The organism is Nostoc sp. ChiVER01, from assembly GCF_034531155.1.
In the GTDB taxonomy this organism is placed as follows: domain Bacteria; phylum Cyanobacteriota; class Cyanobacteriia; order Cyanobacteriales; family Nostocaceae; genus Nostoc.
Genome location: NZ_JAVRBS010000035.1, coordinates 29,394 through 53,498 on the forward strand (window position 1 = coordinate 29,394; position 24,105 = coordinate 53,498).

Consider the following 24,105-nt stretch of genomic DNA (forward strand, 5'->3'; position numbering starts at 1 on the left):
AGTGTCAGCAGACAATTTACCATAGTTATTTAGCTATACCACACAGTTAATTGATGGATAATCAAGCGATGCCAATAGCAAGTACTTCCTCATATACAAAGATTCAACATCTCCAGCGCCAAGCAGCCTCACTTTTACTGTACCAGTCTGTTTTGCAAGGCGAAGTGGGGATGGCATTTCTGGAACTGTTGCAAGCTATACGTTACACTGATGCCGATGCACGGGGTTGTCTCCAAGCTTACGGTAGTTACTTCCACGCTTTGGCTGCTAAAAATCAAAATTGGGAAGACTATTTAATTACTCAACTTCTCTTCTCTGAGAATCCTTTTACAAAGCTTGCTCAAGTGCGAGAATTTGAAGATTTACCCCCAGCTTTAGTAGCAGCAGTTCGGCATGATTTACAAATATTGCAAAGTCTCTATGAATGTAGCAGCGCTTCTTTAAGTGAGTGGATACAAGGCGTAGCTCACATGCCGATTTCGCCAGTAGTGTGGTATAAAGAGCAAGAATTGGTAGGAGGAGAGACAAAGTTCCCTACATATCTACAAGAGTTAGATAATTGGGGTGATGCTGTAGAAGAGTTAGCAGCTTATTATCAGCAATGTGGCTCTGGTTTATTTGCAGAATATCGGGCTTTACGCTGGCAAGCTGGGCAGTTTATCGGGATTTGGTATTCCGATCCAATTAAGCTGAGTGCGCTTGTAGGTTATGAAGCTCAAAAAGATGCTTTGCTGAAAAATACAGAATTTTTATTATCAGGAGAGATGGCACTGCATGTACTACTTTACGGTAGTCGAGGTTCTGGCAAATCTTCTTTGGTGAAATCTTTGTTAAATGAATATAGTAATCGCAACCTCCGCTTATTGGAAGTGGCAAAATCTGATTTAAAAGACTTACCAAAAATTGTGGAACATTTACGAGGAGTATCACAAAAATTTATCATCTTTGTCGATGATCTTTCCTTTGAAGAAGATGATGATGCCTTTAAAGCCCTCAAGGTAGTTTTAGAAGGTAATTTAACCGCGCGGCCACAAAATGTAGTTGTGTATGCTACTTCTAATCGCCGCCACCTGATTCGAGAGTTTTTTGTAGATAGACCTACCCCCAAGGATAACGACGAAATCCATGCTTGGGATACGATGCAGGAGAAACTTTCGTTTAGCGATCGCTTTGGTTTAACCTTGACCTTTGAACCAGCCGATCAAAAAACTTATTTAAAAATTGTACACCATCTAGCGGCACAAGCTGAAATTAATATTACCCAAGAAGATTTAGAATTTCAAGCATTACAATGGGCAACTCGCCATAACGGTCGTTCTGGACGCACAGCACGGCAATTTATTGATTTTCTAAAAGCAGATTTAAGACTTTTTGCTACAAATAACAATACATCCAACACCTAGTGTATTTTAATTACGAATTAGTATGAGAGCTACTTTTCCTAATAATTTAACTACGCTAAAAACCAGCAATATGCAATCAGTAATGATCAGCAATCGATTTATACTAGGGATAGTTGCCTTTAGTGTGAGTTTTGGTCTTAGCCTCGTCCCAAACTGGGATTTTAATAAAGCCTTTCTCACAGGTTTAATTACTGCGGTTACTATCTATGCAGCAGCATTATTTGTAGATAAGCGACGCAGAAATTATGAAATGTTTATTTTAGGTTCTATCCACAAACGAATTAAAGAAATGGAGGGTTTAAAGGCTCGTGTTGTCAAAGAAATAAATCAAATTGAAGAACATCATAATTTATTATATGCGGAGTCACAACAACTACAAAATCAAGTAACAGAAAGCCGTAACCAAAGAGATAGTTTACATCGAGAATTAAGAACATTTGCCGGACAGAAAAAGCAGTTAGAAGCTGAAATAAATACCCTGCAAACTGAAATTAATAACTTGCAGAAAAATCTAACAGAACTGAACAATGCTTTTTCTGTTCTTACAGCAGAGAAACGCCGACTAGAGTCGAACTGTAATGTATCTCGTAGTGAAATTACCCATTTGCAAAGTCAAATTTCTGAACTCCAGCAGGAGAAACAAGAAGTTGAAAGCAATTTAACTCTTTTAGGCAGACTCAAACCCCAATTAGAAGAAAAATTATACGAACTGCGAATTGCAATTCAAGAATTAGAAGTTGAGACAACCCAAAAAAATCAATTACTGGTAGCGACAAAAGCCGAAAGAGAAAATATTCAATCTATTCTAGATTCTTCACAAACCCAACTTACAGAATATAAAGCTGAATTACAGCAGTTGCAAGAGCAAGTTTCATTATTGCAAGAAGAACGAGATTCCTTACAAAATCAAGTATGGGAATTACTCCAACAAACAGAAACATTCAATCCAGAACATTTGTCTGATAATTCTAATGAAGATAATAATGAATTGTTTACGTTTTCTGAAATAATGGAAACTACAGCAATCATAAACACTTTGGAAGGTGATACATCAGAAAATTTACCTGAAGAATGGACTAATTTTTTAGAAAATCTTCCAGTATACGAACTACAAGTATTAAAAGCTATAGTTGAACAAGATAATCCTAATACTGCCATTAAAAAAATTGCTGAAGCAAATATTACTATGCCAAATTTATTAATCGATTCTATCAATGAACGAGCAAATGATACTATTGGTGAATTAATAATTGATTCAAATTCAGAAATTCCAGAAGTTTACCCTGAATATATGACGCATATCAAAAAAATGATTGCAATATATGAAGATCGAATAGCTAGACATGCTTCGTCAAATTAAATTATTATTGCCGTCGTCAGATTAGTAGTAAGGTGAATATCTTACCTACTTATGGCGTGCATCTGAGTTTAGAATAAAGTAAAGTGTAATACATGGCAAAGCTCAAAATCTCGAAAAAAATCTCCACTGCTTTAATCAATTCTCTCGGTGCAGGAGTAGTACCAAGAGTAGGAGTTGAATATATAGCAGTAGGGCGAGAAAAAGAACTCAAAAGCCTATTACAAAATCTCGATGATATTGCAGAAGGTGTAGCAGCATTTCGCTTTATAATTGGTAACTATGGTTCTGGTAAAAGTTTTTTATTACAACTAATTCGCAACCGCGCTATGGAGCAAGGTTTTGTAGTAGCTGATGCTGATTTATCCCCAGAACGCCGATTAGCCGGAAGCAGCAATGAAGGTGTAGCTACTTATCGAGAATTAATGAGCCACCTAGCTACAAAAACTCGTCCTGATGGTGGTGCTTTAGTCTCGATTTTAGAAGGATGGATTAATAAAATTCAACAAGAAGTGGTTAAAGAAACTGAAATGCGCCCGAATGACGATGGTTTTGATGACCAAGTTGAATCGAAAATTAGGGAAGTAGTTCAGTATATTGAAGGCTTAGTTCACGGTTTCGATTTTGGTAGCGTGATTATCGCTTATTGGCGTGGCTACCGAATGGATGATGATAATTTAAAAAATGCGGCAATGCGCTGGTTGCGCGGAGAATTTACTACTAAAGTTGAGGCGAAAGCAGCTTTAGGGGTGCGCGTTATTATTGATGATGATAGTTGGTATGACTATATAAAATTGTTTGCGAAATTTGTCGCTGAAATTGGCTATAAAGGATTGTTAATTTTAGTTGATGAAGCTGTACATTTATATCAAATATCTACTACAGTCACGCGGGAAAAGAATTATAATCGACTCCTGGCAATGTTTAACGACACCATGCAATGCAAAGCAGAACATCTTGGTATTGTTGTGGGTGGAACAACTAAATTTTTAGAAGACCCCAAACGGGGACTTTTTGCAGACCAAGCTTGGCAAAGACGCACAAAAGAAAGCCGTTTTGCTGCACAAGCTAATGTTCAAGAACATTTAGGGCCAGTGATTCGGTTAAATCCGTTGAGTGAAGCAGAAATATTGACACTTTTGCAACGTTTAGCTGAGATTCATGCACTCAATTTTGGCTATGAACAGACTTTGACAAATCGTGAATTAAAGGAGTTTGTGCAAGAAATTATTAATCGCTTGGGTGCAGAAGCATTACTGACACCAGGGGAAATTGTGCGAGATTTTATGAGTGTGCTGAATATTCTTCACCAAAATCCAAGAATTGTGTTTGATGAATTAATTCATGGCTCTAAATTTAAACCTACTGCGATGGGTAAAGATGCAGATGTGGATGAGGATGGCGCAGCAGAATTTAGTTTGTGATTTACTCTTTAGTAATTGGTAAACCTAGCCAATCGCTAAGTTCATAAGCTAGCCAGTCAAGTTCTGGAGGAGTGACAGGAAAAAAATAAAATTCACCAGTTAAAATGTCATACTTTTTGGTTCCTGCCCAGATTGTCAAAGAAGGTTGATTATATGTATCCTTACTCCGTTCTAGACGTACAATATTTTGTCTGGAACTTGGAGATGGGTGAAGACGTTTAATTCCAAATAATTCATAAATTAGGAAAATTTTTTCCCTATTAATATAAAGCGTCTTTTTACCCAATACACCTATGAATAGAGAAATAAATAACATAATTATAAATGATGAAAATATTAGAATAAATCCTAATGAAAAACATTTACATTTCCAAAAAAAATTGATAAATTAGGGATAAATAACATAATTGGTATAGATAATATTAAATTAATTAAAGTTCTTCTTTTAAATAAACCAGCCGGGGGAATGATAATTTCTAAACAGTTAGTATTTTTATTTAATAAAACTTTACTGCCAGAAGGTTTTCTAGGGAGTAAATTACTTTGTATATTTTGAAGTTGAACTGTATTTCCTAGTTTGTTTAAGGCTTGCAAAGCGTCTTCAGCAGAAGTCAAACGTTGACTCGCAATAGGTTCTGTCATTCTTCTCAACCAACTGCTGAAAGTAGGATTAATATTGGGTACTGGTTCAAATTCAAGCCGCAAGTCGGTTTGTGGTAAATCGGCTGGATGCTGACCTGTCACCAAGTAAATTAAAGTTGCTCCTAAACTGTAAAGGTCAGAACCAGGAATAGCTCTACCATTAAATTGTTCTGGTGGTACATAGCCGTAGGTTCCCATTACTATAATTGTGCTGCTTCTTCTGGCGATGGTTTGCACTGAACCAAAATCTACTAAGTAGACTTCACCGACACTATTACCAGAGCGATTTGTCAACAGAATATTGCTTGGCTTGATGTCACGATGAATCACGGGCGGCTGACGGCTATGCAGATATTTGAGAATTTCTAGAATAGCTTTTGCTAGTTCCTTAACTTCTTCTTCACTGAAACTACGCCCAGCTTTTAGTTGTGTTTCTAGAGATTGGGCTGGGATATAACTTTGTACGAGTGCAAATCCTTTGCTGCTGGGTGAATCTAGCTCAAAGTAGTCAAGGTAACGGGGAATCGCTGGGTGGGAGAGTGCTTTGAGTGTTTCAGCTTCCCGCTCAAACAATTTGAGATCGTTCCATTCAAATTCATTACCAAAGGACAGTATTTTGACTACTACTAATTCTTGAGTTTGTAAGTCACGAGCTAGCAGCGATCGCCGTGCGGCTTTTTTGCCTAGTTCCTGTTGTACTTGATACCGTTCCAACAGGATTTCTTGGTGAGAATCTGGCGATTCTTGACTTGTCATTTGCTCGTGACTCCAAAGCTCAAGATAATCCGCAACCCAGGATTAATATATTTTTGCTAAAGTGGGATACTCCCCAATCATACTTTGTATGGTAGTTCTGCACGCACTTTCAGATTTTATCGACTGCGATTTTGCCATAAGTGGCTCATCTCCTAGTTATTGGTACGAGGGGCATTGTCTCCAAAGTAGCGTTCATATAAAATTACCCCGCACCTCAATATCTGAAGCGATCGCTCACGGACTTATGCAACAACTTGCCAACAATGACTGTTATTCTCATGAAGGCAAGATGTATGGAATACTATTAGTTGAACTGCCTAATGGCGAACAAAGGGTACTCAAAGCCTTCTCCGGTCTTTTGAATGGTTGCGGTGTAGTTGAAGGCTGGGTTCCACCAATTCCAGGACGAGACGAAGTTGCTTTAGAGGAAGCCCGCACTTTGGCACAGTTGGACGCGATTAACCAGGAACTCTTCACCTTAAAGCAACTAACCGAACGCCAACAGTACAAAACCCTGTCTGATGAATTTGAGCAACAGTTGCAAGCAATGAGCGATCGCCATCGCCATTGCAAACATCAACGACAACAGAAACGTCAGCAAATCTGCAATACACTTACAGAAGAAGCACTCACTATTGCCCTTGAACAACTCGACGAAGAGAGTCGTCAGCAGGGAATTGAGCGACGACAACTTAAACGCCAGCGAAATGAATTATTACAGCCCCTCCAGCAGTTAATTGCAGCAACGGATACGCGAATTAGCGAACTGAAACAACAGCGTAAAGCACTATCCCGTCAACTCCAAGCTCAGATGCAGGCTACCTACAGCCTGACTAACTTTTCTGGGCGATCGCTATCATTACAGCAATTGATGCCAGGAGGTTCACCCACTGGCACAGGAGACTGTTGTGCCCCGAAGCTGCTCCATTATGCGGCAACACATAATCTCAAACCCCTGGCAATGGCAGAATTTTGGTGGGGTGCGTCTTCCGTAAATCAAGATAGAATCCAGGGAAAATTTTATGGAGCATGTGCCGAGCGATGCCAGCCATTGATGGGGTTTTTGCTCTCAGGCTTGAAACCTAAACCCCCAGCCTTCTACCCTACTGGGGGAGTAAGAAGCCCCTCCCCTGATGAGGGAGAGGTCACTTTACCCATTATTTATGAAGACAAATGGCTGATTGCTGTAAACAAACCTGCTGGATTACTTTCGGTACCTGGGCGTTATCGCGATCGCCAAGATAGTGTCTTGAGTCGCTTACGTCATCTGTTACCGGATGGGATGGCGCTTGCATCTGTGCATCGCCTAGATCAAGAAACATCGGGGATTTTGTTGTTAGCACGCGATCGTCAAACCTATCGGCAAATTAGCCAGCAGTTTCAGCAACGCCAGATTCACAAGGTTTATGAAGCGATACTTTCCGGTGTTGTGACAGTTGAACAAGGTAAAATTGACCTGCCACTGTGGGGAGATCCTGAAAATCGTCCTTATCAAAAAGTCGATTGGCAGCAAGGTAAACCCAGCTTGACACACTTCCAGGTAATGGCAAGAGAACAAGATTACACCCGTGTAGAATTTACGCCACTCACAGGGCGTACTCATCAATTAAGGGTTCATGCGGCTGATGCGCGAGGACTTGGGGTAACTATTTTAGGCGATCGCCTTTATGGATGCTTTGCAGTCACCAGTCGCTTACATCTGCACGCTAGAGAACTTCGCTTCCAGCATCCGCAATTAGAAAAACCTCTACATTTACAAGCAATTACACCCTTTTGACGCTCAACGAAGAGTACTTGGGAACAACGATAGGACTTACGCAAAAATTGCTAAAAAGCTTAATTTCTCGAACCGCCAAGACGCCAAGAGCGCCGAGAATTCGTAGAGTGTGCGTAAGTCCTAAACGAGAATTAGAGATAAGGGCAAAGACTTGTTGCAAGTATTCATACCATTTCACGAAACAATTGATACAAACTTTTTTGCCCCCCTGCTCCCCCTGCTTCCCCTGCTCTCCCTGCCCCCTGCCCCCTCTCTAAACTCTATAAAGGTGGAGCTGGAAGTGGCTTTGCTGCAACTGCAAAAGGTGAGCGTCCACCCTGTCCCACTTCAAACTGATTCATCATATCGTGGTCTTCGTGAACCGCATTGTGGCAGTGTGACATATATTTACCTGTATTAGGGCCAAACTTACCAATTACTCGTATAGTTTCGTTTTCCCCAACATAAAAGACATCTTTCAACCCACGCTCGTAAGGAAAAGGTGGTCTCCCATTACGGTCAAGCATTAGGCAATCAATTAGGTGAAGGTGGATAGGATGAAACGCACGACCTGATGGGTTAGACAATTTCCAGATTTCAACATCGCCTAATCTAGGATTAGCATCAATTCGGGTGTTATTCCAGGTTTTGCCATTGATCACCCACAGATTATTAGAACGTTCATACTTAAACTCTCTAGTTCGTACTGCTGAAGATTCTGGGATAGGTTGGATTGTACGTAACCTGGAGGGAATAGAGCTATTATCTGGTTCACGCCGCACAACATCAAAGCGCATAATTTGATTCGTACCGTCGTAATTCGTGTTGTTAGGAAGTCCAAGATTTCGCAGCACTACCTGAGAGCCGACTGGGTATTTAGAAAAGTCAATAATAAATTCGTAACGTTCTGCTGGCGCCAACCGGAAATTTTTGGCTTTAACTGGTGCGCTCATTAATCCGGCATCAGTGCCAATCATTATAAAATCATCGCCGTTGCTCAGGGCAAGATTGTAAGAGCGCGAAATCGAACCATTCAATATCCGGAAACGGTACTTACAAGTATCTACCTCCATCCGCGGCCAAGGCGCACCATTGACCAAAATAACATCACCATATTGACTAATTTCACCTTGGGTATTGAAGACTAACTTGCCAGTATTAGTAAACTGCTTGTCTTGGATAAACAGTGGTACGTCGTATTTACCTTTGGGTAAGGGTAGTCCAAGCTCAAAGTCATCTTGAACAATGTACATGCCTGCCAAACCCATATAAATATTACGTGCAGTATTATGAATGGCGTGGTCGTGATACCATAACATAGCCGCATGTTTGTTCGGATAGACGTAATCTTTGTAGAAACCCGGTCGTGTCAAATCTTCAGCATAGCCATCGTACTGCGGTAACGACCCCATGCCATGCAAGTGAACTGATGTTGGTGTATCGACACTATTATTGATAAAGCGAATTATTGATTGTCGCCCTTGACGTTGCTTAATTGTGGGGCCAGGAGCAATACCGTTATACGCCCATATCTGCGTTGTTAGCCCAGGCAAAATATTAACCAGAGCTTTTTTCATCGTGATCTGGTAGTAATCTGTGGTTGCATTGCTCCGCACTGGTTTAAGCACTGGCGGTATGGGAAGTTTTACACTAAAACGAGTAGGCTGAGGACTACCAGCAGTTGCTGCTTGTCCACGAGATAGCAAGCCTATAGGAATCAGCAAAGAACCACCTGTAAGCGCTCCTAGCTTCAGGGCTTCTCGTCTAGTTATTTTTATCACTTTTATTTCTTTATTGGTGTATTGCGAAATTGGCCTGAATGGTTCTAGCAATCAGTAGATTTGAAAAAGTTTGAAATACTAATATTTACGTACTGTACAAACACATCATCTTGTGTATTAAGATAAATAGGTCGTTTCAGCTTTTTAAAAATCATTTTTTATCATCTGCATAGCATTCTTTATATGAATGTACATTTTTGTCTGTTTGTTAAATTTACAAATATATCCACATAAAGTCAACCAGTTAATAATTCAGCTAAATCCCAAAAACCTTGTATTTGCTTGATTTTTGCTTTATAATTTGCATTTTTACTTCTTTTTAAGTTTCGGAAAACCAATATCATTTTTACTGAGTTTTTAAGTAAATAATACGGTTTTTATACACTATTTTTAAAACTTTAAGTAAGCTATATAGAGCAAAAGTATCTACAGTATTTAACTATTATATGTCTTTATTTAATACAGTTAATTGCTAATTATAAGCATTGCATTTGATGTTTTTCTTTCACTTATATATAACAATTACGTCATCTATTGCTGAATGGGATGGCGCTTGCATCTGTGCATCGCTTAGATCAAAAAACATCTGGGATTTTGTTGTTGGCACGCGATCGCCAAACCCATCAGCAAATTAGCCAGGTAAAATCATCTCTTTTACCTTAAAGTCTTGTGTAGCAATGATTACTGTTTTATTCTTTGGTGAGAGTGATTAAAAAACGTTAACTTCTTTACCATGCATCATTCCCAAAAAGTCCATCCCCTTTTGGGTAGAATTTTTAATTTTAAAATCGTCGTAAATTATATATGTAATTACCCTTAAGGTTTAGCAAAAGCAAGATCTGAGCATTGGTACCAATAGCTTATTCTTTTTCATCCTCAATAGCATAGACAGGCTAAAAATTCAAATATGGAATTTGTGATTTTCAGCGTGTCTTACTCAACCTTGAATAAGGCTGAAAAACCTAATGCGAAGGCTTAAACTTCTGAATGTTTTGTTGATAGTGGGTTTATCACTTAGCATTTCAGTGTTCATTTCTTTTGTTTTCCCACACCAAGTTTTTGGTCAGTTTCGTACTAATATTCCCAATAATGCCACGTTACTTGGACAGCGAAAAGTCGAAGTTAGTTCAGGCTTCGTGGTTGCGCCTCCGAATCAACCCCTTCGTCCAGCAGAACGTCTCCGTCGTGATACCTATGGCGATGTGGGACTTGCTCCTCTGAGAACAACGGCTCAGTTAGCTCGATTGCTCTATCCTTCTGTTCCGCAATCAGCTCGCCAGAAACTGGTGGAAGGGGCGTGGTTTTTTACTGCCCCAGAAACGGTTAGAGAAGGCGCAGGGTCAATGGCTAACCAAACCCGATGCGCGGGCTGTCACCTGAATAACTTGGAGTCGGTTCCAGGTCTGGGGCTGCTCACGGGTATCTCTAACGTGAGTCGAGCTGGACGGTCAACCCCCACCAACTTCAGTTATACGTCGGGTGACACTAACAAAGGTGGTAGACCAGCTGGTGTTCGCTTAGATCCAGTTGATCCACACGGTTATGCTAACTTGAATATCGTTAATAAGGCCGACCCAGCCTTAGATGCGATCAATAATACCGGGCGAACCGCAGCCTTTACAATTTTCGGAGACTTTTCACCATCGGCTGAAGCTGTGGATCCGACGAAATCTTACGATCCTTTGGATGGTACTAAAAATCCCATCACAGGTAATGCACAGAATTTTGGTGGTTTTGTGCAGCATGTACGCCCTCCGATCGCTGAACTTAAAGCTTTCGATAGCAGTATAGATTGCAAACCAGATGCAATCCCAAGCATCGCCCAAGACCGAAACCTCGGCAGGATTGATCCAACTACGGGGCTGAGTTCAAGTGGATTTCGCCGTGGTGTTGGTGAACGCGCTGGCCCCCCCTATATCGGTCGTGGGCTTATGGAGGCTATTCCAAACCAGGACATTACCAACGCTCCTGATCCCTCTGACACTATAGGCGGCAAATCGTCTTTGAAAACTGGTGTATTCCAGTGCAAGGGTGATTGTGTCACAGGTAAGGTGAATGTGATTCCTCCCAATGCGCCACCTGACCAACCCAACGCCCTAATCTCTGGGGTAGGACGTTTTGGCTTACGTGCCAATGGCGCAGAGATACTACAGTTTATCATTGGGGGCTTGCAAGGTGAGCTTGGCATTACTAGCTTGGCTAACAATAATGAGATCAAAATTGCTGATCCCAAAATTGCTCCTTACAATAAGAACTGCAAAAATCTAGTAACCGACCCTGAGTTTCCCCTCAGCACCCCATTCAGTGAGCGCAATTTCTTGCGCCTGACGGCTCCCCCAGAATTTGGCCCCAATCTCTTGGCCGTGCTAAATTCCAAAAATCCCTCTCAAACTCGTTCTGGCTACAGTCGTGCAGCCAGCGTTCAACGAGGAGCGCAGCTTTTTGGTATTGATCTCACTGCCTTTGCCAACCGGATGATCCCCGGTCGTATGCCTCGCGGAGGCGATGGTCGTAATCCCAATGCCATTAACCAGAGCGATCGCATGGTGAGTTGTGTGAGCTGCCATACTCCGGTTCAAAGAACTGGTCGGTCGCCTGCTGCTGGCGATCCATCCTTGGGTACTGATGCAGCATCTGTTGTCAACATTCTCAGTTACCGTTGGGCACCAATTTTCTCGGATCTGATTCTGCATAAAGGCCCCATCATTGATGCTGAACGGTTTGCACCAACCCCGCGCGATCCAATTCTTGTGAGCCGATCCACGGTTGTCAATAGTAACCGATTGAACTTCAAGACCTACGATCTGCCCCGTAATCTCACTGATGATATTTTCTCAAACCAGAAAGCAACTGCCAAGGGTGAAGAGTTCCGTACACCGCCTCTGATGGGAATTGGTAAGGTTGGCCCTCCATTTTTGCATGATGGTAGCGTTTACTTAAGTACCCTCACCCGTGACACAACACCTGCGGGTACTGTGTTTACCAATAGCGAAGTGACCAATGCACCGTTGGTTGTTCGTTCGGTAGACGATGCGCTTCGTGCAGCGATTGAGCTACATGACTTACCTGCACCCGATAACTATAAGACCTCTAAGCTGCCAGGTGGAGGATGTCCTGTTCCTCCGGGTGGCAAAGTCATCAATAAAATCGGCAATGTTGTCAACTATGGCTCATCGCCTAAAGATGTCATTTGTCCACCTTATACCAGTGCTATTTCAAATACTCATCGAAGTGAAGCACGTGAAGTTATCGGTCGTTTCCGTTCTCTGACACCTTCTGATCAACAAGCGATAATTGATTTTTTGAAAGAACTATAGTGGCTTTCTAGTATCTCTAATATCGATTGTTTGGAAATTTTACTACGGGGACGTTCTTAAGAACGTCCCTTCTTTTGATGCAGCTAATCTTGCGATCGCCGCGACCATATCATATTCCCGTTACTCCCATCCAGAACTATGACAATCGACTTGCTTTTTTAATTTGTATGTGATAATTTCTGGTTGTAGCTAATTTAACGGTTATCCGACCGATTTACCGTACTAAGAGAAACCAACATCCCAGCTAATAGACTGACAAATAAAAATACTCCACTACTTCTTGTAGAGTGAGCGTCTTACCTACCCCACAAGATTGAATAATTTATTTGTTGGAAATCCCTTAGAGCAAGATTGGATGATTGATTTTTTGATAATCCCTTAATAACTTTATTCGTAAGGAATATAATGCATGACTAAAGTATTGATTCTTAATGCCAACCAACAACCGTTATATCCAGTACGCATCAGCCGTGCTAGGCTGTTATTGTCACAAGGTAAAGCTACCGTATTTCAGCGATATCCCTTTACTATAATTCTGAAGGAATCCCTTTCTCATCTAAAACTTGAGCAACTTGGCTTCAAAATTCATCCTGGTATTAAAACTACTAGTACGCCACGACGGAAATAGAGCAACCATTTAAAATCCCTAAAAAGCTGATCCGTAATATTTTTGACTTTTGAATGCGTGACTTCCGCCTTGCGGTACTAGTACTATTGTCAGCAAATATAAAAAAATTGGTATTAATCTTAGTCGCCTCCCAAACGGAGGAATATAGATGACAAACCACACTATCTTAGAACCATTGCCAGAAGACCAGTGGTTTATTGAGAGCCAGGAACTACGATCTTTTGTAGCAACAGTGCGTGAAATTAGTGCTATTACTGTTGACGATCGCACCCAAACTCTCGCTAAACTAGAACCCTATTTTCAAGAACTGCTTGCCCAACAAGAATGGCTCCCCCAAAAATTTGCCCAGGCCAATCCCGAAAGCAGAATGGGCGGTGGCATTGGTCAGTGGCTACTTTATCGCGCTAAAGACCGTTCCCTGTCAATCTTTAGTTTGGTAATTCCCCCAGGTTCAACGACTCCTGTCCACGACCATTTAGCCTGGGGATTAATTGGTTTATACAAAGGCAATCAAGAAGAAATAGTCTATCGCCGTGTAGATAACGGCAATACTGAAGGACACGCACAATTACAAATAACTGAAGTGCGCTCGCTTCAACCAGGGGATATCTATCGTCTATTACCCCCAGATGGTGATATCCACGCCGTCAAAACTACATCCCAGAGCGCATCTGTATCTATCCATATTCTGGGTAATGATACTGGTTGCATCTTGCGTCACCAGTTCATTCCAGAATCTCATAGCGTCAAATCCTTTCGCTCTGGATATTCCAACGCTCCCTGCAAAGAGGAAGAAGAAAAAGAACATGCCCAAGTACGCTAGACCACAACCCCCCGTATTCGAGCGAGTTGAAGACGAACGCCTGCACCGCAAACAACGCCTAGCTGCTGCCTTTCGCCTGTTTGGTAAATTTGGTTTCAGCGAGGGAATCGCAGGCCATATTACGGCTCGCGATCCAGAATTTACAGACCATTTTTGGGTGAATCCATTAGGAACATACTTTGGTCACATCCGAGTTTCTGACCTGCTGTTAGTTAACAGAGAAGGTGAAGTAGTTAAAGGTGATGCTGAAGTGAATCGAGCTGCTTTCGCCATCCATTCTCAGATTCATGAAGCCCGACCTGATGTAATTGCGGCGGCTCATGCTCATTCACTTTATGGTAAAGCTTGGTCTAGTTTAGGTCGGCTTCTTGACCCCTTGACTCAAGATTCCTGTGCTTTTTATGAAGACCATGCGCTATTTGATGACTTCACAGGTGTGGTTTTAGAAATTTCTGAAGGTCAACGATTGGCGCAAGCCTTGGGGTCAAACAAAGCTATAATTCTGCGTAACCACAGCATTTTAACTGTGGGACATACGGTAGATGAAGCTGCCTATTGGTACATTAACTTAGAGCGATCGTGCCAAGCCCAACTACTGGCAGAAGCTGCGGGTAGACCCACTACTATTAAACACGAAACAGCCCGTTTAACACAAACTCAAGTGGGGTCACATACAAGTGGGTGGTTCGGCTTCCAGCCCCTTTACGACAGAATTGTGCGCGAAGAACCTGATTTGCTAAATTAGTTTTGTGTTTTTATGACACTGGCATAACAAGCAAGACCAGCCCCAACCCTTAGGGACGCTGTTCGCATTCGGGGAAGTCAAAAGTCACGCATTCAAAAGCCAAAACTATTTGGCGTAGATTGCGGAGAATCTAAAACCTTTTGCTACCTATAATAAAACTTTTAAAACATCCTCTAAAAGGAAAATAATTGGAGCAAGCCTTTTCAAGGAGAGTCAACTACTATCTCAATTAATCAGATAACAAGGGGATTTTGCCCCTTGTTAAAGGTAGGTAATTTCCGTCAAATTTTACTAGCTTCCAGTCGCTAGTTCAATTTATCTGCAATAAATTTTCGCCACGTTGATAAATTTTCCGCGCATAATCAGTCCAAGCACCTTGTCCCCAATAACGAAAACAACTGGTTTGCAACAAAAGGTTATGTAAAAGAACGTTACGGTAATGAGATTGCCTGGTAACAGGTTCTGCTGAGTTAAGTTGTTGTAATGGAGCAAACTTTTGATGGAATAAACTGCTTAGTTGATACATGGGAGACAACACATTTTCATATCCTTTCACCCAACTAATATGATTTGTCCACGAGGCTCCATCCAAATGAAAATTAGAGTTGCTTTTCTTTAATTCTTGAATAGCATTCTCTACAGCTTCAGGTTGAATATTATCTGATGAAACTCGCTCCCAAATCTGATGTTGTCCCACTGGCTGACAAGTTGGATAGTCTTCAGGCTGGCATCCAGCAGCTTCGATGAGTTCTAAATATTCTGTACCACACATCCCGACTACACCTGATTTCCCGCCGCCGTTATTGACCATATCCCACCAAGCTTGTTTAAAGGCGCTAGGAAATTCATTCATCATCACACCACCGTTTTCACCATCTCCAATTTGGCTAACTATTGGTGGTACAAAAACACTCCCAATCTGTTGTTTTGATAATGTTTTCGCTTCATAATAAGGCTGCATTTGTGCGACTAATTTAGTATCTGAACCTTGGGTTTTAATTAAGGCTGTAATGCTAATTGTTTCGCCTTGAGAATTGCGGGCAACCAAACGATGTGGTAAATGTTTGTGGGTAAGAGATTGACCGCTAATTGTTTCTACAGAATGTTCTTGAACAAGCAACCAGCGATATCCACATTCTTTCAGCGCTTTCACAAATTCAAAGAGAGCATCAGGATGATTTGGTAGGTGCATTTCTGGGGGTGAAAACCCTTTAACTCGTGCTAATGCTTCCCAGCCAAAAATTGCCGCAAAGTGATGTTGCCATGCGATGATATGCAATTTAATATCTGCTATGGGTGTGGAAGGAATAACTGCATGACCCCACATTGTACCCAGCCATTCTACATAAGGTTGGTAGGTGCGATCGCAAGTGATGCGTTTAAGATTATCGAGAACATCATCGCGTCCCATTTGCCGCAGTCCCCACAGCAGATTACCTGAATAATCCAACATCACACGGGGATTGCAACCCTGACTGACGAGTTCAGGGATTAAGTCTCCCATGCGCCTGTAACAATGGGCAAAAGGATCTGCATTGTGGTTATCCCCTTCATGAGGATGTTCAAACATATATTGCAGATTGCTGATGAGTGTACCACCATTTCCTGCCGGTATAGTTGGCTGGTGCATGTGTAAGGCGATCGCAAACACAGCATTTACATCTTCTAAGCGAATATTTGTTGTTGGTAAAAATACTGGCTGATTATGATTAACTACAGAGAGTACCTCTGTTTCCCAACCAGATATATTCGGCAAGCCATCAATGATTTCGGGCAAAGGAGCCAAGGTTGTGGGTAAGGAAAGCATTTCTGATTGCTCCGAAACAAGGTATGTCTAATTATGCGATCGCACAGGAATTTCTGATCTGCAACTTTATGTATTGATGCAAACTGCGATCGTCTTGTAGTCCCGCACTATAATTCAACAGTTCCGATCTCACACTTGTATAAAAAGCATTAAAAATATACAGTAATTATATTTAATTTTGTTGCTATAAGCGTACATCTGTACCCCCCATAGCCGATTTATGATGTTGCAAAGATTTTTGAAAATGGTATGATACAACTCAAAATTAATAAATTCAGATTTAATCTGGGTTTATAAATTTGAATCTGTTTTTCTCTTTTAAAGAATTGGTGTAAGTCTTAACCAATTAAAAATTTCTCAAACTTCTTTAATTAGTCAATCTTACACCAAATAGACTTGTACGGGAATTCATAACTCAGTCTGTACAATAATTTGTAAGCTTGGCTATATGTATTTATTAAATAAAACACTAAAGATTTAGCACGATTTAGTATGTTGTAAAATCGCCATAAGTCATACACAGTAATAATTAGTATTGATAAAGATAAAATTTTTCTATCTTTTGTTACGCAAACTTAATTTTAGGACAGGTCTAATGAAACTAAAACAATTCGGAATCACATTTTTGAGTGTTTGTATCGCTGCTTTTTCGGGAATGAAAGCAGCAGAGGCAGCATCATTTTCGGTAGTTGCCGATGGTCTTAATAATCCACGAGGTCTAACTTTTGGTACTGACGGGAATCTCTATGTCACCGAAGCAGGAACAGGCGGTAGTGGAGCTTGTGTTCCTTCACCGAGCGTTGCAAACCAATCTTTATGTTATGGCACAACTGGTGCAGTCACCAAAATTGGAAATGGTACTCAAGAACGTATACTTACAGGGCTTCCTTCGGTAGCATTACCTGATGGTACTGATACTTCTGGGCCTCAAGATATCAAATTTGATGCTACTGGCAAGCCTTATATTGCAATTGGGTATGGTTCAAATCCCACATTTCGCGACACATTAGGTAACACTGACTTAGGAAAAATCATCACTGCTAATTTCAATACAAATTCCTGGACTAGTGTTGCTGATTTAGCTAATTATGAACTTGTAAATAATCCCGATGGAGGCGATGTAATTAGCAATCCTTTCTCTATTCTTTTAGACGGAAATAAGATTGTTGCAGTTGATGCTGGTGCTAATGAGGTACTCAGTGTAGGTACTGATGGAAGTAATTTAAATGCGATCGCCACAATTCCCCGGCAGACATTAACTAATCCAATTTTTCCCACTGGCGCATCATCATCGCCATTTGAAATCCAAGCAGTACCTACAAATATCGCCAAAGGCCCAGATGGCGCTTATTATATTAGCCAATTGACTGGTTTTCCTTTTCCAGAAGGTGAAGCAAAAATTTATCGAATTGGTGCTGATGCTCAACCAACAGTTTATAACGATGGCTTTACCCAACTTACTGACTTAGATTTTGATACCGAGGGTAATTTATATGCTTTGCAGTACGCTAATCAGTCACTCTGGAAAGGTAATCTAGATGGTTCTGTAATTAAAATAGCGAGCGATGGGACTCGCACAACTATTCTGAGTGGCAATGGATTAGAGTCTCCTACTGCTTTGACTATTGGTGCTGATGGTGCTATCTACGTGACAAACCGAGGCGATCGCCCAGGACTTGGACAAGTTATCAAAATTGAGAATTCCAAGTCTGTTCCTGAATCTACTTCTACTTTCAGCTTATTAGCATTTTTTGGCACTGTGAGCCTTACTTTGTTGCACAAGGGTAAAGCCAAACGACTGAAGATTTCGGACAAGTTTATTTAGGAGTGTTGAGTCAGCGATCGCCCTCGGCGTCTCCCCTTGTTTACGAGACGCTACGCGAAGGGATAAGTTTTTCAATCAGCCGTTGTCTGCTTGGTGCTGGCGGAGTTGCTATTCGTAAAATTAGCTCTAGCAACCAAGGGGCGAGGCGTTGACACCATACAGCTAAATGACTTTGCCATCCGACTAAAATTTCTGATGAATTATTTTGCATTCCGGTGACAAGTGCTTTAGCCACTTGCTGGGGAGTCATGGGGATCACCCAGCGAAATAATTTTAAGTCGCGTACCATATCTGTGTCTGTGAGGGAAGGTAGTAATGCAATGACTCGGATATTGTAATCAGCTAGTTCCTGGCGCAAGGCTTGGGTAAATCCTAAGATGGCAAACTTGGTAGCAGAATAAGTTGCCATCGTCGGTGCAGCCACCTTCCCCATTAGACTTGATACATTGACGATTGTTCCTTGCCTTTGGCTGGCCATGCGTCTAGCTATCAGACTAGTGAGGTTGTACATTCCTAACAAGTTCACAGAGAGTTCTTCTTGAACTTGAAGCATTTTAGATTGCAAAAACGAGCTTTGATATGCGACTCCCGCACAATTAACCAGCAGGTGAATCTGTCCGTAATTGCGCCACAGTTGAGCAACAGCAATATTTACTTCAATTGTTTGAGTTAAATCTAAAGGCACGATCGCAGCTTCTGTTCCCATCGCCTCGATTTCGTTAGCTACCTCAACTAACTTTTGGCGATCGCGTGCTACCAATATCAGCCGCTTGATGCCAATTTGCGCTAATTCGAGTGCGATCGCTCGTCCAATTCCACGCGAAGCCCCTGTAATTAGAGCAACTTTACCTTGAATCTCCATTGGTTTTATCCTCCAAAATCTAAGTCTTACCAAACCCTTCGTTATTACCGAAACACACAATTAAGAGCTACTCGCTTATCGGCACAAGGTAAGACAAATAATCAATTGCAATTCAAATCAAACTGAAACTAAGCCTTTAGCAACAAGATATTTCTTGGTTAATCTGCAATCCCTCATAATTGTCTATACGAGGCAGAAATTTATCGTTTTTAACCTGTCAAAGCCTAACAGACTTGGCTGAATGTATATAGCTCATAATTTTACTTCTCCTAGATCAGAGCGCTCATCAGCATCGTTGTCATACACACGTTAGCAATTTAATCAAGCTATTGCAATATTCTTTAATCAGAATTTCTTAATACTTCTTAACGACAGGTATATATATAAAAAATATTTTATTAAATAAGTTTTTATAAATATCTCAGTAGAAATATCTAACTTTCCTGACAATTAAACCCTGTTTTGGAAAATTGTAGTATCTCAGTCATGGCTAAGAAACAAAAAATACATATAGTTTTTGGTTATTCTTGCAAAAACCTAGTTTTTCAGCTATTCTGCCTAGTCAAAGCAGTATATTTACGTATTTTATTAAAACCAAGGTTTCCAATTTTATCATTTTAAATAATAGAACATAGATAGTTAAATTATTGTTTTTAATGCAAATTAGAACAGCAGATTTATTGGCAAAAACTTTAGTAAAAATGATAACTTGTTTGGTTTTAGCTTTGAGTTCATTAAAGGAATGCTTGAGACTTGCCTAGTGTGTGACAATTCATGCCATCTGGAAAAGCGCACGAAAAACCTAATCCCCTTACCGATCCTGTAAGATACAAGATTGGGTTAAGCAAAACGCAATCCAGCAAAGCACTCGAAATGTTGGATTATACCATTTCACTTTACTAATGATATAAATACGCTGGTAAGGGCATGGCAATGCTCATTGATTTGAAATTAAGCTAAAAATCACTTATCTGTTGGCTTCCATACCCGCCCAGAAATGAATTTCAGTGGCTCATAGCTAAAGTCTACTTCAGTAGACTAAAAATTTTTCAGATTATTTAGTCATATTAAAGATGACTTTAGCTATTAGCAAGGAACTTCAGTTCCTTGTGGGACGTGAGTTTTAGCTTAAGTTGACATATCTCTATTAATAAATCTTGCACTACGTTTCTATCCCGCCTCGGAATGAATTCCAAGGCGGGATGGCGGTAAGTGTGAGTGGATTTTTAAGCACTGAAGTGCTTACTACAAACTCATCAAATTTAATAAGACAGGCCACTAATTAAAACTGTGAGTAATTAAGGGGTTAAAAAGTCTAAATGGTTTCCTGGTTGGGCACGTAAATCTTCTACTGTCCCCTGAATTTGTAACTTGCCTTGATTAAGCAAAACAATCCAATCAGCACGGGTAATTACTCTAGGACGGTGGCTAATCAAGATCGTGGTTTTACCTTGGCGGTGCAACAACAGTTGATCTAAAACTTGAGCTTCACTAACTGGATCGAGTCCAGCAGTTGATTCGTCTAAAATCAAGATTGGTGGATCGTTAACAATAGCTCTTGCTAAAGCCAGTCTTTGGCGTTGTCCACCAGAAATATTTGACCCAAATTCACCTAATACAGTTTGATATTTTTCAGGTAGTCTACTAATAAAATCATCTGCCTCAGCAATTTGGCAAGCTTTGACAATTTGATCAAAAGTGAGGTGAGGAGAACCTAAGCGGAAGTTTTCAATAATTGTGCGACTCCAAAAATGAGCGTCTTGAGGAACTAGAGCAACTTGTTGGCGCAAACAATCAAGAGCTAGGTCTTGCATGTTATACATTCCAAAGCGAATATTGCCAGAATTAGGTGTATATAATCCGGCAATCAGTTTAGCAAGAGAACTTTTTCCACAGCCGGATGTACCAATTAGGGCAACAACTTTACCGCCAGGAATTGTGATGGAAAAATCTTCCAGTAGCTCTAGCCTGCCAGCGTAGTGAAAGTTTAGGTTTTTGCAAATAATATCAGCATCATTGGGAATTTTAGCAAAGGGTTTGGTACTATCGCTCGGAGTTTCAGGTGTGGAATCGATAACTTCTGTTAAACGTTCCGTGGCAGTTTTAGCACGCATGAATTCATCTATAAATCCAATCACAGTACTGATTAATGCCAAAAAATTCCCATTCATCCCGTTAAAAGCCAGCAGTTGACCGATGCTGAGTTCTTTACTAATAACTAGGACGCTGCCGAAACCAATCAAAGTAACGCTGCCAATAGCATAAACTAAGCTAGAAAAGGTACTGTTAATAATTCCAATCTGAACTGTGCGAAATGTTATGTTTGAGAGCCGACCAAATCTGTTCTGAAATTCTTCCCAAAATTGAGGAGCAGCAGTAGTAGTTTTGAGTGTCAGCGCTCCTTTAAAGCTTTCAACAAGAACACCTTGGTTTTCCGCGTCTAAAACCAACATACTTCTGATTTTTTGTTGAAGTATAGGCAGGAAAACTACCGTAGATGAACTCATGACAATAGCAACAACGACGGCAACAAAGGTGAGTTTCCAGCTATAAAACACCATGAAACCCAAAGAAATCAGTCCGATAAACAATTGGCTAGGCAGACTGATAACTGCTTGAGCAACTAGCTGATTAATTTGTTGAATATCTTGCAATCTGCTAACAATCTCGCCACTGCGACGTGATTCATAGTAAGCCAGAGGCAGCCGCAAGATTGCCCTAGCAAATTCTAGAACTAGCCCTAACTCAAGCTTTTGAGCAAAATTGGCAATTAGGTTAGATTGAACTAATTGCAGACTACTTCCTACCAAATTCATTACCACAACTGCAATAATTACACCAATAAGAAGCTGAGTATCACCTCGAACTAGTACATCATCCGTTAGAATTTGAAGCAAGAAAGGAGACGTTAACGAAAGCAGACCGATAACTATAGCACACAAAAAAGCCTCGAATATTATGCCACCATAAGGCAATGCCCGCCGCCCAAAGCGCCAAAGACCATTGACTTTATCATCGGGTTGAGCATAAAAACGAACTGAATCTGGCTCTAGTAAAAGCATGACTTGATCTGACCAAGCCTCAATTAATTCATTTCTAGAGACATAACGGATGTTAAAGGCTGGGTCAGCAATTACATATTTTTTACCTTTCTGACCATACAAAACAACCCAGTGGTAGCCTTTCCAGTGAATGATTGCTGGAAGTGGTGCTTGGTTCATTCGGTCTAATATTTCTTTTGATGCCCTGACCGAACGTGCATTGAAACCAAGTGCCTCGGCTCCTCGCCTTAATCCCAACAATGTTGTTCCAAGTTGCCCCGTGCCCACTGCTTCCCGGATGCGATTTAGTGTAAAGTTACGTCGATAATGTTTGGCAACGGAAGCAAGACAAGCAGCTCCACAATCTTCTTCACTATGTTGTGCAACAACTTGGTATTTCATTTTAGACTCCAGTACCCAATAGCATCGTAAAAAAACTTAAAAAAATAGCAGGGTTTCGTCCCTGCGTGGTTAATAATTTGACCAACAGTTTAATTTTACTAAGTAACTGAGCAAAAAAATCAAACTATGTTATGTAATGTAAAATTTATTAGATTCGCTAGTAGTAAGCGGTTGGAGCCGCTTACTACAAAACTTTAATTATTCACGCCCACTTACTTCTCACTACCAATCAAATTTTAGTAGGGAAGATAGAGAAGGTAAGGAGGGTAGCTTTATTTCAATCTTCTTTAATAGTCCTGACACTGAAGTTTTTCCTTTAGGAGTGTTCGTTTTCACGACTTTTATAATTTGTTTCTTTTTTCCTTTTTTGTCAATTGTAGTATAGGAATAAGAAACAATGTTGCTTTCACCACCAGACAAGCTTACTTCTTGAGCTTCAGTCAGGGAGGTAAACATTGGGAAGATTTGAGTGCTTTTCATGATTCTAATTAACCTCAAATGTTAATTACAAGTTTTCAAATTGATGGGAAGGTGCATTAACTGAAAGATAAGCAGAGGTAGCACATACCAAATCGCTATATCTTTTCCGCTATTTTTTGCAAAATAGTAAATTTTGATCTATATTCCTCTTTAATCGCTCTCGAATTAGAATAATTAGGGCTAAATGCCGAAAGTCAGATATATCTAGGGATTAAATGCTCGTATATTGATATAAATCCCGAAACTAAGGCAAATAAACATAACCCTAAATTATGAAAGGTCTTGAGATTTTGCTCTGCCGAGAGTGATTAAACTATAGATATGAGCGATTTCTCAGATAGCAGGGCTTAGTTCTCTACTTTACTGTTCAACGTGAGCAGTATCTTCAGCGACGAAAGTATTAAGTGAGTCTATCAACATCTGCCTAACAGGAACTTTTAATAGACTTTATTAACTTTGTTCAACAAAAGTATGCGGTAGGAATAAACGTAATGCTAGGATAACTGCGATAAGCAACAAGGCTAATGTCTTGCTAGAAAATAAACTACCCTGTTAGAGCAGGTTAGTTTGTCTAAGACATTTTACCTCCGTAAAGACGCGGTTGATCGTGTCTTTACGTTTATTCTTTACCTTCTACTAAAATTATTTATGAACCAGTAACAACGTTAACAGCGGTTTGGCTGACAGTAGAGCCAGCTTTAATACCATCAGCAACGTTGACAGCGGTTTGGTCTATCTTAGAGCCACTAAGAATACCCGCAGCAACGTTAAGGGCTACTTGGGTGATAACAGTGGGCTTAGGAGCGGGAGCGGGGGGTTTGGCGGGGGGTTTGGCGGGCTTCCACCAACCACCAGACAAAGTAGCTTCTTCGGTAACGGTCAATGTGGTGAATAATGTGCTTTCCATAATCTTAGTTCTTGCTTGATTGTTGAGGTTAAAATTGTGCAACTTCAAAGGAATCAGATCTAGTTCATCAACAACTGCCTAATAGCAACCGTTGATAGACTTTATTAACTTTGTTCAACAAAAGTATGCGGTAGGAATAAACGTAATGC

General features: G+C 40.6%; 17 protein-coding genes and 1 pseudogene. 10 read left to right on the plus strand and 8 right to left on the minus strand.

All coding sequences use genetic code 11. From position 1 onward, the window contains the following. The first annotated feature begins 53 nt into the window (after positions 1-53). The 3 genes from RMY00_RS31045 (at position 54) to RMY00_RS31055 (ending at position 4,184) form a co-directional block, all read left to right on the plus strand. Positions 54-1,403, plus strand: coding sequence for an ATP-binding protein (locus RMY00_RS31045; protein ID WP_322651207.1), 1,350 nt, complete (start codon positions 54-56; stop codon positions 1,401-1,403). Between the two features lie 70 nt (positions 1,404-1,473). Next, positions 1,474-2,763 (plus strand): tellurite resistance TerB C-terminal domain-containing protein, encoded by a 1,290-nt coding sequence (locus RMY00_RS31050; protein WP_416212118.1) that lies wholly within the window; start codon positions 1,474-1,476, stop codon positions 2,761-2,763. Positions 2,764-2,855: 92 nt separating this feature from the next. Then, positions 2,856-4,184 (plus strand): ATP-binding protein, encoded by a 1,329-nt coding sequence (locus RMY00_RS31055; RefSeq protein WP_322651209.1) that lies wholly within the window; start codon positions 2,856-2,858, stop codon positions 4,182-4,184. Position 4,185: 1 nt separating this feature from the next. On the opposite strand, the gene RMY00_RS31060 is transcribed toward RMY00_RS31055, so the two are convergent. Beyond that, the gene (locus RMY00_RS31060; protein WP_322651210.1) at positions 4,186-4,500 is read right to left on the minus strand and encodes a hypothetical protein; all 315 of its coding nucleotides are present in this window, start codon (positions 4,498-4,500) and stop codon (positions 4,186-4,188) included. Between the two features lie 32 nt (positions 4,501-4,532). Further along, on the minus strand, positions 4,533-5,582 hold the full coding sequence (locus tag RMY00_RS31065) for a serine/threonine-protein kinase (protein WP_322651211.1): 1,050 nt from the start codon (positions 5,580-5,582) through the stop codon (positions 4,533-4,535). A gap of 88 nt (positions 5,583-5,670) precedes the next feature. Here RMY00_RS31065 and RMY00_RS31070 point away from each other — a divergent pair, with 88 nt between their 5' ends. Continuing rightward, positions 5,671-7,359, plus strand: a complete 1,689-nt coding sequence (locus RMY00_RS31070) for an RluA family pseudouridine synthase (protein ID WP_322651212.1) — start codon at positions 5,671-5,673, stop codon at positions 7,357-7,359. A 260-nt stretch (positions 7,360-7,619) separates the two neighbouring features. Here the strand turns inward: RMY00_RS31070 and RMY00_RS31075 are convergent, their stop codons facing one another. After that, positions 7,620-9,119, minus strand: coding sequence for a multicopper oxidase family protein (locus tag RMY00_RS31075; protein WP_322651213.1), 1,500 nt, complete (start codon positions 9,117-9,119; stop codon positions 7,620-7,622). Between the two features lie 519 nt (positions 9,120-9,638). Between RMY00_RS31075 and RMY00_RS31080 the strand changes: the two are divergent. The 5 genes and pseudogenes from RMY00_RS31080 to RMY00_RS31100 form a co-directional block, all read left to right on the plus strand. Further along, positions 9,639-9,758, plus strand: a pseudogene (locus tag RMY00_RS31080) (pseudouridine synthase); the annotation flags it as partial. Positions 9,759-10,144: 386 nt separating this feature from the next. Beyond that, entirely contained in the window at positions 10,145-12,436 is a 2,292-nt protein-coding gene (locus RMY00_RS31085) for a di-heme oxidoredictase family protein (protein ID WP_322651215.1), read from the plus strand. 409 nt (positions 12,437-12,845) lie between these two features. Then, the gene (locus RMY00_RS31090) at positions 12,846-13,064 is read left to right on the plus strand and encodes an RRXRR domain-containing protein (protein WP_322651216.1); all 219 of its coding nucleotides are present in this window, start codon (positions 12,846-12,848) and stop codon (positions 13,062-13,064) included. 148 nt (positions 13,065-13,212) lie between these two features. Then, positions 13,213-13,887 carry a hypothetical protein gene (locus tag RMY00_RS31095; protein WP_322651217.1) on the plus strand — a complete coding sequence of 225 codons (675 nt, stop codon included), beginning with the start codon at positions 13,213-13,215 and terminating at the stop codon, positions 13,885-13,887. Further along, positions 13,871-14,632, plus strand: a complete 762-nt coding sequence (locus tag RMY00_RS31100) for a class II aldolase/adducin family protein (protein WP_322651218.1) — start codon at positions 13,871-13,873, stop codon at positions 14,630-14,632. The genes RMY00_RS31095 and RMY00_RS31100 overlap by 17 nt, the downstream gene beginning before the upstream one ends. A 310-nt stretch (positions 14,633-14,942) precedes the next feature. On the opposite strand, the gene RMY00_RS31105 is transcribed toward RMY00_RS31100, so the two are convergent. After that, positions 14,943-16,439 carry a glycosyl hydrolase family 57 gene (locus tag RMY00_RS31105; RefSeq protein WP_322651219.1) on the minus strand — a complete coding sequence of 499 codons (1,497 nt, stop codon included), beginning with the start codon at positions 16,437-16,439 and terminating at the stop codon, positions 14,943-14,945. 595 nt (positions 16,440-17,034) lie between these two features. On the opposite strand from RMY00_RS31105, the gene RMY00_RS31110 reads away from it, so the two are divergent. Further along, positions 17,035-18,264 carry a ScyD/ScyE family protein gene (locus tag RMY00_RS31110; RefSeq protein WP_322651220.1) on the plus strand — a complete coding sequence of 410 codons (1,230 nt, stop codon included), beginning with the start codon at positions 17,035-17,037 and terminating at the stop codon, positions 18,262-18,264. 40 nt (positions 18,265-18,304) lie between these two features. On the opposite strand, the gene RMY00_RS31115 is transcribed toward RMY00_RS31110, so the two are convergent. From RMY00_RS31115 to RMY00_RS31130, 4 genes are all read right to left on the minus strand, one after another. Then, on the minus strand, positions 18,305-19,126 hold the full coding sequence (locus tag RMY00_RS31115) for an SDR family NAD(P)-dependent oxidoreductase (RefSeq protein WP_322651221.1): 822 nt from the start codon (positions 19,124-19,126) through the stop codon (positions 18,305-18,307). Between the two features lie 1,298 nt (positions 19,127-20,424). Next, positions 20,425-22,569, minus strand: a complete 2,145-nt coding sequence (locus tag RMY00_RS31120; RefSeq protein ID WP_322651222.1) for a peptidase domain-containing ABC transporter — start codon at positions 22,567-22,569, stop codon at positions 20,425-20,427. A 222-nt stretch (positions 22,570-22,791) separates the two neighbouring features. Next, a complete protein-coding gene (locus tag RMY00_RS31125) occupies positions 22,792-23,049 on the minus strand; it encodes a hypothetical protein (protein ID WP_322651223.1) in 258 nt (85 codons plus the stop codon). A 646-nt stretch (positions 23,050-23,695) separates the two neighbouring features. Continuing rightward, the gene (locus tag RMY00_RS31130) at positions 23,696-23,956 is read right to left on the minus strand and encodes a hypothetical protein (RefSeq protein WP_322651224.1); all 261 of its coding nucleotides are present in this window, start codon (positions 23,954-23,956) and stop codon (positions 23,696-23,698) included. Positions 23,957-24,105: the final 149 nt, after the last annotated feature.